General features: G+C 70.0%; 16 protein-coding genes. 10 read left to right on the forward strand and 6 right to left on the reverse strand.

Going from position 1 to position 17,054, the window contains the following annotated elements; translation table 11 throughout:
* Window positions 1–55: 55 nt before the first annotated feature.
* A complete protein-coding gene (locus PKA16_RS08040) occupies window positions 56–904 on the forward strand; it encodes a 3-hydroxybutyryl-CoA dehydrogenase (protein ID WP_324402097.1) in 849 nt (282 codons plus the stop codon).
* 31 nt (window positions 905–935) lie between these two features.
* Here the strand turns inward: PKA16_RS08040 and PKA16_RS08045 are convergent, their stop codons facing one another.
* Both PKA16_RS08045 and PKA16_RS08050 read right to left on the reverse strand, forming a co-directional pair.
* Window positions 936–1,490 carry a hypothetical protein gene (locus PKA16_RS08045; RefSeq protein ID WP_324402099.1) on the reverse strand — a complete coding sequence of 185 codons (555 nt, stop codon included), beginning with the start codon at window positions 1,488–1,490 and terminating at the stop codon, window positions 936–938.
* Window positions 1,471–3,699 (reverse strand): thioredoxin family protein, encoded by a 2,229-nt coding sequence (locus tag PKA16_RS08050; RefSeq protein ID WP_324402101.1) that lies wholly within the window; start codon window positions 3,697–3,699, stop codon window positions 1,471–1,473. The genes PKA16_RS08045 and PKA16_RS08050 overlap by 20 nt, the downstream gene beginning before the upstream one ends.
* A 228-nt stretch (window positions 3,700–3,927) precedes the next feature.
* On the opposite strand from PKA16_RS08050, the gene PKA16_RS08055 reads away from it, so the two are divergent.
* Window positions 3,928–5,163: a cyclopropane-fatty-acyl-phospholipid synthase family protein gene (locus tag PKA16_RS08055; protein WP_324402103.1), complete on the forward strand. Its 1,236-nt coding sequence runs from the start codon at window positions 3,928–3,930 to the stop codon at window positions 5,161–5,163.
* Window positions 5,164–5,563: 400 nt separating this feature from the next.
* Here the strand turns inward: PKA16_RS08055 and PKA16_RS08060 are convergent, their stop codons facing one another.
* From PKA16_RS08060 to PKA16_RS08070, 3 genes are all read right to left on the reverse strand, one after another.
* Window positions 5,564–5,944: a c-type cytochrome gene (locus PKA16_RS08060; RefSeq protein ID WP_324402170.1), complete on the reverse strand. Its 381-nt coding sequence runs from the start codon at window positions 5,942–5,944 to the stop codon at window positions 5,564–5,566.
* A gap of 139 nt (window positions 5,945–6,083) precedes the next feature.
* Entirely contained in the window at window positions 6,084–6,578 is a 495-nt protein-coding gene (locus tag PKA16_RS08065) for a DUF411 domain-containing protein (RefSeq protein ID WP_324402105.1), read from the reverse strand.
* Between the two features lie 53 nt (window positions 6,579–6,631).
* A complete protein-coding gene (locus PKA16_RS08070) occupies window positions 6,632–7,381 on the reverse strand; it encodes an alanyl-tRNA editing protein (RefSeq protein WP_324402107.1) in 750 nt (249 codons plus the stop codon).
* A 98-nt stretch (window positions 7,382–7,479) separates the two neighbouring features.
* Between PKA16_RS08070 and PKA16_RS08075 the strand changes: the two genes are divergently transcribed.
* The 7 genes from PKA16_RS08075 (at window position 7,480) to PKA16_RS08105 (ending at window position 14,194) form a co-directional block, all read left to right on the forward strand.
* Window positions 7,480–8,310, forward strand: coding sequence for a creatininase family protein (locus tag PKA16_RS08075; RefSeq protein ID WP_324402109.1), 831 nt, complete (start codon window positions 7,480–7,482; stop codon window positions 8,308–8,310).
* A gap of 83 nt (window positions 8,311–8,393) precedes the next feature.
* Window positions 8,394–9,365 (forward strand): Bug family tripartite tricarboxylate transporter substrate binding protein, encoded by a 972-nt coding sequence (locus PKA16_RS08080; protein WP_324402111.1) that lies wholly within the window; start codon window positions 8,394–8,396, stop codon window positions 9,363–9,365.
* A 187-nt stretch (window positions 9,366–9,552) separates the two neighbouring features.
* Window positions 9,553–10,770, forward strand: coding sequence for an ABC transporter substrate-binding protein (locus PKA16_RS08085; protein WP_324402113.1), 1,218 nt, complete (start codon window positions 9,553–9,555; stop codon window positions 10,768–10,770).
* Between the two features lie 182 nt (window positions 10,771–10,952).
* On the forward strand, window positions 10,953–11,810 hold the full coding sequence (locus PKA16_RS08090) for a branched-chain amino acid ABC transporter permease (RefSeq protein ID WP_324402115.1): 858 nt from the start codon (window positions 10,953–10,955) through the stop codon (window positions 11,808–11,810).
* A gap of 20 nt (window positions 11,811–11,830) precedes the next feature.
* Window positions 11,831–12,751, forward strand: coding sequence for a branched-chain amino acid ABC transporter permease (locus PKA16_RS08095; protein ID WP_324402117.1), 921 nt, complete (start codon window positions 11,831–11,833; stop codon window positions 12,749–12,751).
* On the forward strand, window positions 12,748–13,500 hold the full coding sequence (locus PKA16_RS08100; protein ID WP_324402119.1) for an ABC transporter ATP-binding protein: 753 nt from the start codon (window positions 12,748–12,750) through the stop codon (window positions 13,498–13,500). The genes PKA16_RS08095 and PKA16_RS08100 overlap by 4 nt, the downstream gene beginning before the upstream one ends.
* Window positions 13,487–14,194 (forward strand): ABC transporter ATP-binding protein, encoded by a 708-nt coding sequence (locus PKA16_RS08105; protein ID WP_324402121.1) that lies wholly within the window; start codon window positions 13,487–13,489, stop codon window positions 14,192–14,194. Before PKA16_RS08100 ends, PKA16_RS08105 begins: the two co-directional genes overlap by 14 nt.
* A gap of 35 nt (window positions 14,195–14,229) precedes the next feature.
* On the opposite strand, the gene PKA16_RS08110 is transcribed toward PKA16_RS08105, so the two are convergent.
* The gene (locus PKA16_RS08110; protein WP_324402123.1) at window positions 14,230–14,910 is read right to left on the reverse strand and encodes a histidine phosphatase family protein; all 681 of its coding nucleotides are present in this window, start codon (window positions 14,908–14,910) and stop codon (window positions 14,230–14,232) included.
* 70 nt (window positions 14,911–14,980) lie between these two features.
* Here PKA16_RS08110 and PKA16_RS08115 point away from each other — a divergent pair, with 70 nt between their 5' ends.
* Entirely contained in the window at window positions 14,981–16,816 is a 1,836-nt protein-coding gene (locus tag PKA16_RS08115; protein ID WP_324402125.1) for a hybrid sensor histidine kinase/response regulator, read from the forward strand.
* Window positions 16,817–17,054 lie beyond the last annotated feature (238 nt).

Raw genomic sequence — 17,054 nt, forward strand, 5'->3', positions numbered from 1 at the left:
GGCAACGGCCGCTAATATCCATGGTTTCACGCTTTCGCACCAGCAGGAGAACACCATGAGCATCCAGACCGTCGGCATCGTGGGCGCCGGCACCATGGGCAACGGCATCGCGCAGGCCTGCGCCGTCTCGGGCATCGACGTCGTGATGGTCGACATCGCGCAGGCCGCGGTCGACAAGGGCCTGGCCACCATCCACAAGAGCCTGGAGCGCCTCGCCAGCAAGGACAAGATCAGCGCGGCCGACCAGGCGGCGGCGCTGGCGCGCATCAAGGGCTCGACGAATTACGACGACCTGAAGGGCGCGCAGCTCGTGATCGAGGCCGCGACCGAGAACCAGGAGCTGAAGAACAAGATCCTGGGGCAGCTCGACGGCCTGCTCGCGCCCGAGGTGATCATCGCCACCAACACCTCGTCGATCTCGATCACGCAACTGGCCGCCGTCACCAGCCGGCCCGACCGCTTCGTCGGCATGCACTTCTTCAACCCGGTGCCCATGATGGCGCTGGTCGAGATCATTCGCGGCCTGCAGACCTCGGACGCCACGCACGATGCCGTCAAGGCCATGGCCGTCAGGCTCGGCAAGACGCCGATCACGGTGAAGAACGCGCCCGGCTTCGTCGTCAACCGCATCCTGGTGCCGATGATCAACGAGGCCTTCTTCGTGCTGGCCGAGGGCCTGGCCACGCCCGAGGACATCGACGCCGGCATGAAGCTCGGCTGCAACCACCCGATCGGTCCGCTGGCCCTGGCCGACATGGTCGGTCTGGACGTGTGCCTGGCGGTGATGGACGTCTACCTGAAGGAGTTCGGCGACAGCAAGTACCGCGCCTGCCCGCTGCTGCGCGAGATGGTGGCTGCGGGCCATCTGGGCCGCAAGACCGGGCGCGGGGTCTATCGGTACTGACGAGCCGGGCCGGGGCGGCCGCGAGCGGGGGTCAGGGGCCGTCCTTGCCCAGCCGCTGGCCGTCGGGCCGGAAGCTGGCCGTTCGTCCGTCGACCAGGGTGACGACGAAGCGGCCGGCCGCGTCAAAGCCGATCGCCTGCGCCCAGACCCGGTGCGACGCGCTGCGCGGCAGCGCGTCGAGTTCCTCGTAGAGCGCGCCCAGCGTCACGCTGCGCAGCAGCCGGCCCTCGTGGAAGAAGCGCAGTACCGGCCGCGCGAGGGTGGCATCCAGCGGAACCAGGTTGGCGCCGTCGGGTGCCACAACGGCAGAGCGGCCGTCACCGGCAAGGAACAGGGTCCGGTGCCAGCCGGGCAGTGTCCAGAGGGTGCGTCCGTCGGCATCGCGCGCCGTGGTACGGCCTGCCACCGGATCGGACTCCGCACACACCGCCCGATCCGCGGTGCAGACGGTGTGCAGCGCAGGCGGCGGCTGCGGGGCATCCGCAGGGGCCAGGCTCGCGAGCCCCAGGAGCGACAGCCCCCACCAGCTGCCCGGCCGGCACACCGTGCGCACGCCACGCCGGCCGTCAGAGCCGCGCCAGTGCATTCCTGACTTCGCCCACGCTCAGGATTTCGCTCAGCACGATGGGCGCCTGGCCCGGCGCCTGCAGCACATAGACCGGCACGCCGCTGCGACCGAGCCGCTGCAGCTCGGCGCTGATGGCGGCGTCGCGCCGCGTCCAGTCGGCGCGCAGGGTCTGCACGCCGGCGGCGTCGAAGGCGGCCAGCACCGCCTCGTCGCCCAGCGTGGTTTTCTTGTTGTACTGGCAGGTCACGCACCAGGCGGCGGTGAAGTCGACGAACACCGGCTTGCCATCGGCCAGCAGCGCCTGCACGCGCCCGGCCGACCAGGGTTGCCAGCGCTCGCCGGGCGCCGCAGTCACCGCGGAGATTGCGCCGCCCAGCGGCGTCACCACGCGCGGCGCCAGACCGGGCAGCAGCAGCAGGGCCAGCGCGGCGGCGACGCCGCCGACCCACCAGCGCGCGCGCCCGCCCAGACCCAGCGCCCAGAGGACAAAGGCCAGCAGCACCAGCAGCGCCAGCAGCGCCGCTGCACCATCGATGCCGCTTTGCTGGCCCAGCACCCAGAGCAGCCAGACCGCCGTGCCGAACATCGGAAAGGCCATGAATTTCTTGAACGTGTCCATCCAGGCCCCCGGGCGTGGCAGCGCGCGCGCCACCGCCGGCAGCCAGCTCGCCGCGAGGTAGGGCAAGGCCATGCCCAGGCCGAGCACGGCAAACAGCGCCAGCGCCTGCAGCGCGGGCAGGCCGACCGCGAGACCCAGCGACGCCCCCATGAAGGGCGCGGTGCAGGGCGAGGCCACGGCCACCGCCAGCACGCCCGAAAGCGCGGCGTTCACGGTGGGATGACGTGCCTCGAGCGCGGCCACGCCGCTCGGCAGGAACTGGCCGAACTCGAACACCCCCGCCAGGTTCAGGCCGATCACCGTGAACAGCGCGGCCAGCGCCGCCACCACCGCCGGGGATTGCAACTGGAAGCCCCACCCGAGTTGCTCGCCCGCCGCGCGCAAGGCCAGCATCAACGCGCCCAGCAGCACGAAGGACAGCACGACGCCGGCGCTGTAGGCCAGGCCGCTGGCCCGATGCGCGCGCCGGTCGCCGCCATGACGGGTGAAGCCCAGCACCTTGATCGCCAGGATCGGAAACACGCAGGGCATCAGGTTGAGGATGGCGCCACCGACCAGCGCGCCCAGCAGGGCCAGCGCGAAGGTTGCCGCCGGCACCTGCGTCCGGTCCGCGCGCACGGACGGCGCAGCCGCTGCCGCATTGGCCTGCAGCGCCGCCTCCAGCGCCGGCGACATGCCGGGCAGCGGCGCCAGCGCCGGCCACTCGCCCTCGACCTCGGCCTCGGCGCGCCAGCCGCGCGTGCCCGCGGTCAGCACGAGCGGCATGCGCCGCGGGCTGTCGGCACGGTCGGTGGACACCGGCACGTCGGCCACCCAGACATCGCCGTCCCAGGCCTGGGTCCAGCTGCGCGGCGTCGGCGCGTCGGCGAGCCGCGCGCCCGTCAACAGCACGTTCGGCGTCTCGGGGAACAGCTCCAGCGTCTCGCCCCGGGCCTCGGGCGGCAGGCCGCTGACGCGCACCTGCACGCGCTGGCCATCCTGTTGCAAGCGCACCTGCTGAACCCCATCCAGCGCCGCCGGCTGGCTCGCCAGGGCGGCCTGGAACACCGCCCCATGCAGTGCCGTGGAGCCGCGCAGCGGCAGCTTCAGCGCGAACTCGCCCTCCTGCGGGATGCATTCCTGCCGGCACACCAGCCAGCTCGCCTTGAGGCCGATGTCCAGGCTGTCGGCCAGCGGTCCGGGCTGGTATTCGGGCGTGATGGTGAGCGGCACCGGCAGCAGCACGGTGCCCTCGTAGCCGTAGTTGGCCAGGTCGCCAATGAAGATCTTGCTCGGCAGCGGCCAGGCGACGTCGCCCGCCAGCACGCCCGGCGGCAGCGTCCAGTGCAACTCGGTCGGCAGGCCCGAATCGCCCGAATTCTTCCAGTAGGTGTGCCAGTCCGGCTGGTGCGTCAGTTGCAGGCCCACCCAGACCTGCGCGGTCGCGTCTGGCACGGCCTCCCCCGTCGGCACGCTAGCCGGCGCCCAGGCCAGCAGCACCGCGCGCACCTGGTCGGTCTGCATTTGCGACTGCGCCACGCCCTGCGCTCCGGCGGCCAGCGGCAAGGCACCCATGGCGAGCAGGAACAGCGCCACCACGCGCAGCAGCAAATGGGCCAGAACGTTCATCAGGATTCGTGTCGAAACCAGCAAAATAGGATGCTGCACCCGCCCACGAGTTCCGGCCACGCAGGCCATCCTGGGCCGGAAATGGTGCAAAACGCCCGCAGGCATGGTAATTTTGACCCTGTTTGCATGGCCGCGAGGATTTCCGGGTTTGACCGGCGGCGCGGCTGCGTGTCAGGCCAAGGGAACGAAAGGAGTCCGAGCGAGATGTCGATGAGCCGGTCTTTCAGCATGGAAGCGAATCTGGATCACTGGGCCGAGCGCCTGCGCCAGCGGCTGGACCTGCCACTGCTGGTGCGTTGGAAGGGCGGCGCGGGACTCAAGCTGGGGCAGTTCGACATGCCGCGCGTGACGCTCGATGCGCGCGACGCCAAGGGCATCGCCGCGCTGCTCAATCCCTCGCTCGACAATCTGGGCGAAGCCTACGTCGAGGGGCATCTGGACGTCACCGGCAGCGCACCCGACGTGATCGAGATCGCCCACCGGCTGGCCGCATCGGGCAGCGCGGACGATGACAAGCCCGGCTGGATGGGCCGCATCGCGCGCGGCATCGCCGACGCCGCCAGCCACACCAAGGCGCAGGACCGCGCCGCCATCGAGTACCACTACGATGTCTCCAACGATTTCTACGCGGAGTGGCTGGACCCGCGCATGCTGTATTCGTGCGCCTATTTCGAGAACGGCGACGAGACCCTGGCCGAGGCGCAGACGAAGAAGCTCGACCACATCCTGACCAAGGCGCGCGTGCAGCCGGGCGACCGGCTGCTGGACATCGGCTGCGGCTGGGGCGCGCTGGTGCTGCGCGCGGCCGAGAAGTTCGGCGCACGCTGCGTCGGCATCACGCTGTCGCAGAACCAGCACGCGCTGGCGACCGAACGGGTCAAGGCCGCGGGCCTGGCGGACCGCATCGAGATCCGGCTGCAGGACTACCGGGAGGTCACCGAGACCTTCGACCGCATCACCAGCGTCGGCATGTGCGAGCACGTGGGACTGAAGAACCTGGAGACCTACTTCCGCGTCATCCACGACCGCCTTGCCCCCGACGGCTGGGCGCTCAACCACAACATCACCTCGACCGACGCGCACAATGCCGAAACCAGCCACGGTGGCGGCACCTTCATCGAACGCTACGTCTTCCCGCACGGCGAACTGCCGCACATCAGCACCATCCTCTCGACCATGCAGCTCGGCGGCCTGGAGCCGCTCGACGCCGAGGGCCTGCGCCGCCATTACGCACGCACGCTGGGTTGCTGGAGCAACAATTTCGAGGCCAAGGCCGACAAGCTGAAGGCCATGGTGCCCGAGAAGACCTGGCGCATCTGGCGCATGTACCTCGTGGGCTGCCAGTGGGCCTTCGAGAACGACGAGATCTCGGTGTTCCAGGTGCTGTGCCGGCGCGCCGGCCAGCCGGCCCGGACGCTGCCCTGGTCGCGCCGCTGGATGTACGCACCTGGATCCGGCAGTTGACCGCTTGCGATGTCTTGAAGCTCGCCTAAGGCGACGCTGAACAAGTCTCCGTGATGCGGCGCACCCTGCATGGGGATGGGATGCAAGGCGCGAAGCGCAGCAATAGCCGAAGCTATTGCGAGCATTTGCAACGCCGCAGACCGCCGCAGGCAGGGATGCGCAGCGCGCGAGGGACTTGTTCAGCGTTGCCCTAAATGTCGAGCCCTTCGCCTTTGTTGACGGTCACCTGTCGGGAGAGCTCGCCATACACCCGCCAGCGCCACTGCGACCACGCCATGCGGCGTTGCTCCGCCTCGCGCACATCAGTGCGCGTCGTTGTCGCGCCTTGCCTAACGCGCCCGCAGCAACGCTGGCAGGCGCATCCAACTGCCGGATCCAGGATGAAGGCCGCTGAACGCCGTCAGCGCGCCGCGCGCGCCTGGGCGTTCACGGCGTCGTGCCGGGCACGGATCCCGGCCGGCCAGCGCGACTTGATCCAGGACAGCACGGCGACGATCTCGGAGTCGCTCAGCACACCGCCGTACGCCGGCATGGTGGTGCGATAGTCGGGCTGGCCGATGACCTGCGGCAGGCCGAGCTTGACGATGGCCAACAGTTGTGCATCGGGGTGGTGCCAGGTGTGGCCGTTCTCGTCGTGCGGCGGTGCCGGCAGCAGGCCCTCGGCATCGCGATCGCGCCAGTCCGGCTGGCCCTCGAGCCGGGCACCATGGCAGGCCGCGCAGTGCGCGCCATAGACGCGCTCGCCCAGCGCCAGCACGGCCGGGTCATCGGGTTGCAGCAGCCCCGCCTGCGTCGTGGACCGATCGTACGCGAGCCAGGCCGCGGCAGCGGCCAGCGACCAGCGACAACCCGAGCGCAAGCCAGGCGCCGTGCCGCCAAGCCGCCGACCGAGTCCGGCCAGGCACGAGGCGCGACGCCGCTCAGGCGTGGCGGCGGAAGACGCGGCTGCTGCCGTCGCGCAGCACCAGCAGGGTGTCGTAGCGGTCGCGCTTGCCGCCGTAGGCCGGGCCGTCCATGCCAGGCGAACCGATCGGCATGCCGGGCACGGTCAGGCCCAGCGCCTGCGGCCGTTCGCGCAGCAGGCGCCGCACATCGTCGGCGTGCACGTGGCCTTCGACCACGTAGCCCCCGACCAAGGCGGTGTGGCAGGAGCCGTACTTCGCGGCCAGTCCGAGACGGGCGCGTACCGCATTGTTGCCGGTGTCGTGCGCCGTCACCTCGAAGCCGTGCTGCGTCATGTGGGCGATCCAGTCGTTGCAGCAGCCGCAACTGGCGTCCTTCCAGACCTCGACGGCATGGGCATCGGCCAGGCGCTGCGCGCGCGCCAGCGGCGCAAGCAGGACGGCAGCCAGGGCGCCGGCACCCCATTGCAGGGCACCGCGGCGGGCGGGAACGACAGGATCCGACGTGTTCATGTTCATTTTTCAGGGGGAGTCCAGAAGGATTGAACCGCAATCGCGGCCGAAGTTCAACCCGCGAACTCCAGCACGACCCGGCGCGTGCGTGCGCTCTTCTTTTCGATCCTGGTCACCACCACGGCGCCGATCTCGGCCGTGTTGGCGACGTGCGTGCCACCGCAGGGTTGCAGGTCGATGGCTTCGACGCCCGGCGCGCCGATGCGGATGGTGCGCACCGTGCCGCTGCCGCGTGGCGGCTGCACGCTCATGCTCTTGACCAGCTCTGGATGGGCATCCAGTTCGGCGTCGGCGATGCTGCCGACCGCGACCGGCAGGGCTGCGGCGACGAGGCGTGCCAGGCCGGCGCTGAGTGCGTCCCGCTCCAGCGGTTCAGTCATGTGGAAGTCGATGCGGCAGCGCTCTGGCGTGATCGAACAGCCATCAACCGGGCGCCCTACCAGATGGCACATCAGGTGCGAGGCGGTGTGCAGGCGCATCAGGCGCTGGCGCCGCGCACCATCGATGCGCGCCGTGACGACATCGCCAGGCCGCAGGCGCGCCAGCACTGCCTCCTGTCCGGCCGCGGGCAGATGGCAGATCCGGCCCGTGGCCTGGCCCGCCGCGTCCTTTTCCTTGCGCGTGTCGATCATCGCGATGCACCCGCCATCCGCCAGCTCCAGCCAGCCGGCATCGCCCGCCTGGCCACCACCCAGGGGGTAGAACACGGTGCGGTCGAGCACGATCCCCGGGGCGTCCACGGCCTGCACCCGGGCCGTGCAGGCAACCAGGGTGGCATCGCGGCGAAACAGTTCCTCGGTCATGGTGCGATGGGAGCCACGGTGCGTGCCGGATTCGTGCACTCCGATGCGATCGGTTCACTCCCGTGCCGGGCGCGCAACGTAACGATATGATACGGTAGATGCCACCCCTGCCTCCCCGTACGCGCCAATGGTCGGACCTCGCAACGACCGACTTCGCGGCGCTGGACCTGGCGCGCGCAATCGCCATCCTGCCGCTGGGGGCGACCGAGCAGCACGGCCCGCACCTGCCGCTGTCGGTGGACGCCAACATCGCGCACAGCATCGTGCACGCGGCGCTGCCCCACCTGCCGTCGGACCTGCCGGCGCTGTTCCTGCCGGTGCAGCGCATCGGCTACAGCCCCGAACACAGCGCCTTTGCCGGCACCCTGAGCCTGAAGGCCGAGACCGCGATCCGGCTGTGGACCGACATCGCGGAAGGCGTCCTCGCCAGCGGCGTGCGCAAGCTGGTGCTGTTCAATGCGCATGGCGGCCACACGGGCCTGATGGACGTGGTGGCGCGCGACCTGCGGACCCGGCTGGACATGCTGGTCTACAGCATCAGCTGGTTCAACCTGCCGTTGACCGAACCCGACGGTCGCGACGCGCTGGCCCGCTTTCCGCCCGAAGAGCAGCGCTTCGGCGTGCATGCGGGCCAGATCGAGACGGCGCTGATGCTGGCGCTCAAGCCGCGCCTGGTGCGGCAGGCGAAATTCAAGAACTTCCCTTCCAGTTCCGAGCAGCGCGCGCAGGACTTTCCGATCCTGGGAAACGGGCGAAGCGCCCGCTTCGCCTGGGCCATCCAGGACCTGAACTCGGAAGGCGCGGCGGGCAACGCCGCCGCCGCCCGGCTGGAGGACGGCCTGGTGTTGATCGACGCCGCCGGTCGGGCGCTGGCCGAAGCGCTGCGCGAGATCGACCGGCTGCCGCTGCACACGCTGCGGCACGGCTGACCGATGCGCCCGCCCCGGTACCGGGTCGTGCCCCAGGGGACAACGGTACACTGGCACCGTCCTTGCACCGAGGTCCAGCCACCATGATGCACCGCCGCCGCCTGCTTGCCACCCTGTTGTCGGGCACTGTCCTGGGCGCTCTGGGGCCCGCCCGGGCCCAATCGGACGCACCGATCCACCTGCTGGTCGGCTTTCCGGCCGGCGGTGGCTCGGACGCCATCGCGCGCCTGCTGGCCGAACCGCTGCAGGCCGAGCTGGGACGCCCGGTACTGGTAGAGAATCGCCCCGGCGCTGGTGGCCAGATCGCCGCGCAGCAACTGAAGGCAGCGCGCGCCGACGGCAGCACGCTGTTCCTGTCGCACGACCACACGATCTCGATCCTGCCGCAGGTCGTCAGGAAGGCGGGCTTCGCCCCCCGGACCGACTTCGAGGCCGTGGGCGGCCTGGCGACATTCGTGAACGGGCTGGCGGTGTCGCCCGGCACGCCGGCGCGCAGCGTGCCCGAGTTCATCGACTGGGTGCGCGGGCAGGGTGGACACGCGGCGATCGGCATCCCGGCGCCGGCCTCGACGCCCGAGTTCCTGGTGCAACTGCTGGCCCGCAAATACGAGCTGCAGCTGACGCCCGTGCCCTACAAGGGCAGCGCACCGATGATGGCCGACATGCTGGGCAACCAGATCCCGGCCGGCATCGGCTCGGTGCCCGATTTCATCGAGTTCCAGCGCGCCGGCAAGCTGCACATGATCGGCGTGCTGGGCGGCCAGCGCCAGGCAGCGCTGCCCCAGGTGGCCACCTTCAGCGAGCTGGGCTTCAAGGGGCTGGAGGACACGCCGTTCTACGGCCTCTGGGCACCCCGTGGCGTGCCGGCCGAGTTCGTCGATCGCTTCACGCGCGCGCTCGAGAAGGTGCTGGCGCGGCCCGAGGTGCACCGCCAGCTCACCGCCATGGGGCTGACGGTGGGCTACATGACGCCAGCCGAGCTCGATGCGCGCGAGCGCGCCTACACCGAGGTGTGGGCACGCATCATCCGGGAAAGCGGGTTCCAGCCGCAGTGAGCCCGGCACGATGGCGCGGTGCCCGCCCTTCGGGCCGCGACCTCTCCGCCGACAGTACGGCAGCGGCGGGACGCCGGCGCCGCAGGCCCGAATCGCCCGCTGTGGCGCCCGTGTCGCGTGAGCGTCCAGGCGCGCCCGCGGTTTCCTTCGTTTCTTCACTGAGCCGACAACCACGAGGAGAATCCCCATGAATCATCGCACCCGGTTTGGACAGTGGGCGCTGCTGGCCGGCCTGCTGCTTGGAGGCGGCCTGGTCCAGGCGCAAGGGCAGCCGCCCATCAAGATTGGAGTCAACGCCGCGATCCAGGTGCAGGCCGGGCGCGACATCCGCGACGGCGCCCAGCTGGCGGTGGATGAAATCAACGCCAAGGGCGGCGTGCTCGGTCGCCAGCTCGCCATGGTGGTGGCCGACGAGACCGAGGATCCGGAAAAAGGCATCAGCGCCATCAAGAAGCTGATCGCCGACGACAAGGCCGACGTGCTGATCGGCGGCTACACCTCGGGCGTGACGCTGGCGCAGCTGCCGCACATCACGCGCGCCAAGACGCTGTCCATCGTGGTCGGCGCCGCCTCGCCGGCGATCACCGCCAAGGTCAAGCAGGACTACGAGACCAACAAGTACATCTTCCGCACAGGCGTGCTCAACTCGCTGCACCTGGCCAACGGCGTGCTCGGCTACATGACGGGCTTCCTGCACGACGAGCTGGGCATGAACAAGTTCGCGATCGTCGGTGAAAGCGCCAAGTGGGTGCAGGATCTGCTGCCATTCCTGAAGAAGAACGCCGAAGCCAAGGGCCTGGAGATCGTGCTGGCCGAGACCTTCGACACCGGCACCACCAACTTCTCGCCCCTGCTGTCGAAGGTGAAGAACAGCGGCGCGCAATACATGATCGTGATCCTGTCGCACGCTTCCAGCGACATCCTGGCCAAGCAGTGGTATGACGCACGAGTGCCCGTGCCGTACGGGGGCATCGACGTGAAGAGCCAGGACACCGACTTCTTCGAACGCGTCGGCGGCAAGAGCATTTCGGAGGTGGCCTTCAACTTCATCGTGCGCGCGCCGCTGTCGGAGCGCACCCTGCCCTTCTTCGATGCCTTCGAGCAGCGCTACAAGCGCGAGCCGGTCTACACCGGATCGGGCGCCTACGACGCCGTCCATGCCTATGCCGATGCCGTGACGCGCGCCGGCTCGCTCGATACCGACGCCGTGATCAAGGCACTGGAGAAGATCGACATGCCGGCCACCACCGGCCGCATCCAGCTCGACGACAACCACGACCTCAAGGGCGGCGAGGGCCTGGTCAACCTGCTCTTCGTCCAATGGCAGGAGGGCGGCAAGCGCGTCATCGTCTGGCCCAAGTCGGCGCGCACCGGGACCTACATCAACCCGCCCTGGATGCAGTGAGGCCCCCGTGTCGCCGCGCGCCTTCCCCCTGCAAGGAGAGCGCACTCCGTGGCCGGGGCAGCTCCGGCCACGGGTGCCCGCGCCCGACCCGGAGCGCGCCCGTGGACGGCGCGTGCCGCGCTGCGTGGCGGCTGGCGCGCGGTGGCGCCATGAACCCCTGAAGTGATCGGGCCGACGCCGTCGTGACGACCGAGATCCTGATCTATGGCGCCGTCACCAGCGCCATCTACGCCCTGCTGGCGGTGGGTTTCACGCTGGTGTTCGGCGTGGCGCGCATCCTGAATCTGGCGCACGGGGCCTTCTACATGCTGGGGGCCTACCTGACCTACCTGTTCGCCACCGTGGTCGGATTGCCGCTGCTGGCGGCTGCGCTGCTGGCGATCGGCTGCACCGCTGCGCTCGGCTGGGCCACCGAGCGCTGGCTGATCCGACCGCACCGCCAGGTGCAGATGGCGGTGCTGATGGTGACCTTTGCCTTCCTGCTGGTGGTCGAGCAGGTGCTGCTGGTGAGCTTCGGCTCCGAAGTCATCAACGTGCCCGCCTTCGTGCACGCCAAGGCGACGCTGGCGGGCGTCGACATCGGCGGGCAGCAGCTGCTCACCTTCGCCGTGGCACTGGTCACACTGGTGCTGCTCTGGCTGCTGATCCAGCACACGCGCGCCGGCTCGGCCATCCTGGCCTTGTCGCAAGACCCGCTGGCAGCGCAATACGTCGGCATCCCGGTCAACCGGGCCTACGGTGGCGTCGTGGCACTGGCGGCGGCGCTGGCCGCGCTGGCCGGCGTCATGGCCGCGCCCTTCCTGTCGGCCTCGCCCGCCATGGCGATGCCGGCGCTGATCAAGGCGTTCGCGGTCGTCATCGTGGGCGGCCTCGGCTCACTCTCGGGCAGCATCCTGGCGGCCATCCTGCTGGGTTATGCCGAGACCGCGGTGGCCTACTGGGTCTCGTCATCGTGGACCGAAGTCGTGTCCCTGGCGGCGGTGCTGCTGACGCTGCTGCTGCGCCCCGCCGGCCTGCGCGGCAGGCGCGCCGCATTCTGAGGACCACCATGCGCATTCCGATGCATCAAGCCGCGCTTGCCGTGATCGTGCTGGCGCTCGCGGTGGCGGCCCCATGGCTGGGCAGCAGCTACCTGACGGGTGTGTTCACGCTCTGCCTGATCTACGCAATCTGGGCCATGGGCTGGGATTTCTTCACCGGGCTGTCGGGGCGCGAGAATTTCGGCTACCAGCTGTTCATCGGCGCCGGTGCCTACGCCAGCGCCTGGCTGGACACGAATTTCGGCGTCTCGCCCTGGATCGGTCTGGCCGTGGCGGTGGCGGTGGCGATCGCCTTCGGCCTGCTGATCGGCTTTCCGACGCTGCGCCTGAAGGGGCCCTATTTCGCCCTGGCCACGCTGGCGGCGGCAGTGATCATCCAGCACCTGCTGGTGATCCTGTGGGAATACACCGGCGGCGAGGAAGGCATCAACGGCCTGACGCCGCTGCTGCTCGACCCGGTACCGTTCTACTACCTCACGCTGGGCACGGCACTGGCCTGCGGCGTCCTGCTGGTCGCGCTGGCGCGCTCGCGCTGGGGGCTGCTGCTGCGCGCCATCCGCGGCGACGAGGCGAGTTGCCAGGCGGCCGGCATCAACATCACCTTCTACAAGATCGCGGCGCTGGTGATCAGCGCCGCCTGCGCCGGGCTGGGTGGCGCGCTGTACGCCAGCTACCAGATGCAGGTCAGCCCGCAGATGATGTCGGTGATGATGCTGATCGCGGTCATCAGCATGGCCTACATCGGCGGGCTGGGATCGATCTACGGCGCCGCCGGCGGAGCGGTGGTGCTGACGCTGCTGGGCGAGACCCTGCGCAGTGCCGGCGAGTACCGGCTGCTGGTCTATTCGCTGCTGCTGATCGCGGTGATCTTCTTCCTGCGCAACGGCCTGATCGCGCCGCTTTGGCGGCGGCTGGGCGGCCAGCGCGAGGTGGCGCCATGAATGCCGCTCCCCTGCTCGAGGTGCACGAACTGACCAAGCGCTTTGGTGGCCTGGTGGCGGTCAACCAGGTGTCGTTCAACGTCGCATCCGGCGAGATCCTGGGCATCTTGGGCCCCAACGGAGCCGGCAAGACCACCCTGTTCAACCTGCTGACCGGCTTCATCCGCGCCGACCGGGGGCGCGTGCGACTGCGGACGCGCGAATTGAGCCGCCAGACGCCGGCCCAGATGGTGCGCCTGGGGGTCGCGCGGACCTTCCAGCTGTGCCGCCCCTTCGTCGGTCTGAGCGTGCTGGAGAACGTGATGGTGCCGTGCTACTCGCCGCGTGGCCTGGCCACGGGCGAGGCGCCACGCCAGCGAGCGCTCCGGTTGCTGGACGACGTCGGGCTCGGCCAGCGGGTGCACCTGCCCTCCGAGCTGCTGGCCTATGGCGATCAGCGCCGGCTCGAGATCGCCCGGGCACTCGCCACCGATCCCGAGCTGCTGCTGCTCGACGAACCGTTTGCCGGTCTCGGCTCGAGCGAGATCGAGCCGCTGTCGGCGCTGATCCGCCGCCTGCATGAGGAACGCGGCCTGACGATCCTGATCATCGAGCACAAGCTGCGCGAGTTCATGCAGCTCGTGCAGCGCGTCGTGGCGCTCGACTTCGGCGAGGTGATCGCCGAGGGCAGTGCCGAGGAGATCGTGCGCAACCCCAAGGTGATCGAAGCCTACATCGGACGCACGGAGGCCGACCTTGCCCTTGCTTGAGATCGACGGCCTGGCAGCGTCCTACGGCAAGGCATTGGCGCTGGAGTCGGTCAGCCTGCACGTCGAGCCGGGCGAGCTGGTGGGCGTGCTCGGTCCCAACGGCGCGGGAAAGACCACGCTGCTCAGGGCCATCTCGCGCACCCTGGACTCAAGCGGCGGCCTGCGACTGGAAGGTCAGTCGCTGCATGCGCTGGAACCACACCAGGTGGTGGGCCTCGGAATCTGCCACTGCCCCGAGGGGCGCCATCTGTTCAGCGAACTGACGGTGCGCAAGAACCTCGAATTGGGGGCCTACCTGCTGCGTTCGCGTGCACAGGTGCAGGCTGGCCTGGACCAGGTGTTCGAGCTGTTTCCCATCCTGCGCGAGCGGCTGGACCAGGTGGTGGCGACGCTGTCGGGTGGCCAGCAGCAGTTCGTCGCCATCGGTCGCGCCCTGATGGGCCGCCCGCGCCTGCTGCTGCTGGATGAGCCCTCGGTCGGCATCGCGCATCGACTGAAGATCCAGATCTTCGACGCCATCGGCGCGATCGCCGCCGGCGGCGTCGCGGTGCTGATGGCCGAACAGGATGCCCAGAACACGCTGCGCGTGGCGCAGCGCGTCTACGTGCTGGAAAACGGCCGCATCGCGCGCCACGGTCGTGCCCATGAACTGGTGCACGACGACCACATCCGCCGCATCTATCTCGGCTTGTGACGGCCACGTGGCCGCGGCCGGCAGGCGCGGCGCGGTCAGGCGTAGGTGACCCAGTCGCGGTAGGCAGCTTCCGCCAGATGCGGCAAGGCGTTGTAGCTCACCAGCACATGGCGCCTGGGCGTGAAGGCAAGCTCCGTGACGGCCGAGTTGCGATAGCGCATGTTCAGCTCGATCGAGGTCTCGGCCGGAGTACTCAGGACCTGCGCGACCGCGGTGCTGATCGGCCCGCCGCTGGACACCAGCAGCACGTTGCCCGTGTGATGGGTGCGCACGTGGTCGAGCGCGCCCACCACGCCCTGCACGAACTCGCGGTAGCTCGGCATGCCCGCGGGCTGCGTGTCGCCGCGCATCCACGCGGCCAGGCCGTCGCGCAGCAGACGGAAGTGATGGCGATACAACTCCGGCGTGTCGGGCCTGGGCAGCGGCTCGGGGTGAATCGCGGCAATCACCGCGTGGCTGTCGTACTCGTCGAGACCGGGCCATAGCAGCGTCTCCAGCGCGCCCAGTCCGGCGCCTTCGGCAATGCCCTGCCAGGTCTGCTGCTGGCGCTGCAGCGTGCCGGTGAGCACGGCGTCGAACGCCAGCCCGGCGCCGAAGCGCTCGCGCCAGTAGGCGCCGAGGCGCCGCGCCTGGCGCCAGCCGAGCGCACTGAGCTGGTCGTAGTCGTCGGCACCAAAGCTCGCCTGGCCGTGGCGCACGAGGTAGAGGGTTCCCATGGTCAAATTGTGCCCGCGCCGCCGCGTGCAGCCGTCCAGTGCGCGACAGCGCGACCGCCACACCGCCTTGATGAACCCGCCCGTCACCGAACACGCCCCGGATCCCGTCCACGCCAGCCAGCGCGAGCAGTTCCTGGCCGAGCGCCTGAACTTCCAGCTCTTCACCCTGGGGCGAGCCACGCAGGTGGCGGCCTTCGCGGCGGCGGTCCTGCTGTGGCTGGTCTTCCTCGCGCTCACGCGCGCGCCGCTGGTGCTGGCCTGGGCAGGGCTGGTGCACGCGGCGCAGCTGGCGCGCGCCTGGGCCTTCCGGCGCAATGCGCGCGCCTACCCGGCCGCCCGCTACCCGGACGCCCAGCCCGACCCCGCGGTGGCGCACGTGGTGCCGATGCTGGCGCTGGCCTCGGTCGCCTGGGGGCTGTCGGCCTGGCTGCTGATTCCGCCGTCCGGGCGGCACGACGCCCAGGCACCGGTGCTGGTGGTGCTGCTGTTCGGCATGATGGCGGCGTCGATCCCGGCCATCATGCCGCGCCGGCGCGCCATCGTCGCCTGGATGGCGCCGATCACGCTGCTGCTGGCCACGCGCTTTGCCTGGATGGGCGACGCGCAAGGCTGGGTGATGGCGGCCGCCACCCTGCTGTTCGGCGTCACGATGGCGCGCTTTGCCATGACCCAGCACCAGTTGCAGGTGGCCTCGCTGCGCAGCGAGCTGGAAAAGGAGGAGCTGGCGACCGAGTTGATGGCGCGCTCGCGCGAGCTGCAGCGGCTGAACCAGGAACGCAACCGCTTCTTCGCCTCGGCCAGCCACGACCTGCGCCAGCCGGTGCACGCGCTGGCCCTGCTGTCGCGCGCGCTGCAGCGCGACCTGACCGATCACCCGCTGCAGCCGGTGGCCAGCCGGGTGGTGCAGGCGACCGATGCGGCAAGCGACCTGCTCAACGCCATGCTCGATATCTCGCGCATCGACGCCGGCACGGTGCGGCCCAGCCCGCGCCGCGTGGCGGTGGACCAGATCTTCCTGGCGCTGGCGCAGCAGTTCGAGCCGCGCGCCGCCGACGCCGGCCTGGCGCTGCGCTTTCACACCGGACCGCTGGTGATCGTCACCGACCCCGACCTGGTGCTGCGCGTGCTGTCGAACTTCGTCGACAACGCGATCAAGCATTCGGCGGCGGGCCGCGCCCTCCTGGTCAGCGCGCGCCTGCGCGGCGGCTGGCTGCGCCTGGCGGTATGGGACCAGGGCCGCGGCATCCCGGCTGAGCACCTGGACAGCATCTTCGACGAGTTCTACCAGGTCGGCAATCCGCAGCGCGACGTGGCCCGTGGCCTGGGCATCGGCCTGGCGATCGTCAAGCGGCTGGGCCAGTTGCTGGGCGCACGCATCGGCGTGCGTTCGGTGCCGGCGCGCGGCAGCGTGTTCTGGCTCGACCTGCCGCTGGACGCGTCGCTCCCGACCATCCCTGAAGTGGCGCTGGAACCGATGGCGGAAGCGCGTGCCGCGGCCACGCCGGACGGGCACGCGCTGCGCGTGCTGCTGCTGGACGACGAGCCGGCGGTGGGCGAGGCGATCCGCCTGTGGCTGGCGCCGCATTGCGCGCACATCGCGATCACGCAATCGCTCGAGCAGGCGCGCGCACGCGTGCAGGAGCGGGCCGACGGCTTCGACGCCTTCATCGTCGACTTCCGCCTGGCCGACGCCCAGGACGGCATCGCGGCCACGGCCGAGCTGCGCGACCTCGCGGGCCGGCACGTGCCGACCATCCTGGTCACCGGCGACACCGACCCGGCGCGCGTGCGCGCCGCCTTCGCCAGCGGCCTGGCGGTGATGTTCAAGCCGGTGCAGCCGGACGCCCTGCTGCAGACGCTGCACACGCTGATCGAGCGCGACCAGGCGACGGTGGGCCAGACGTAATACGAGATCGCTTGCAGAATGACGAAATGACTTCGCTGCGCTTCAACCCGGAAACCGCAGTTGGATGCGCCCGTCAGTGCCGTGATGGGCGCGCCAGGCAAGGGTGAGTGCTGCCGCCGCAAGGGCGCCTGCGCGCCTTCGGACAGCGCGAACGGGTGCGACCTCTGGCTGCAGCGCGGTGCTGGCGGGTACATGGCGCGCTCACCCGACAGGTGAACGCCAGCGAAGGCGAGGAAGT

This window comes from Ottowia sp. (assembly GCF_035325765.1).
In the GTDB taxonomy this organism is placed as follows: Bacteria; Pseudomonadota; Gammaproteobacteria; order Burkholderiales; family Burkholderiaceae_C; genus Ottowia.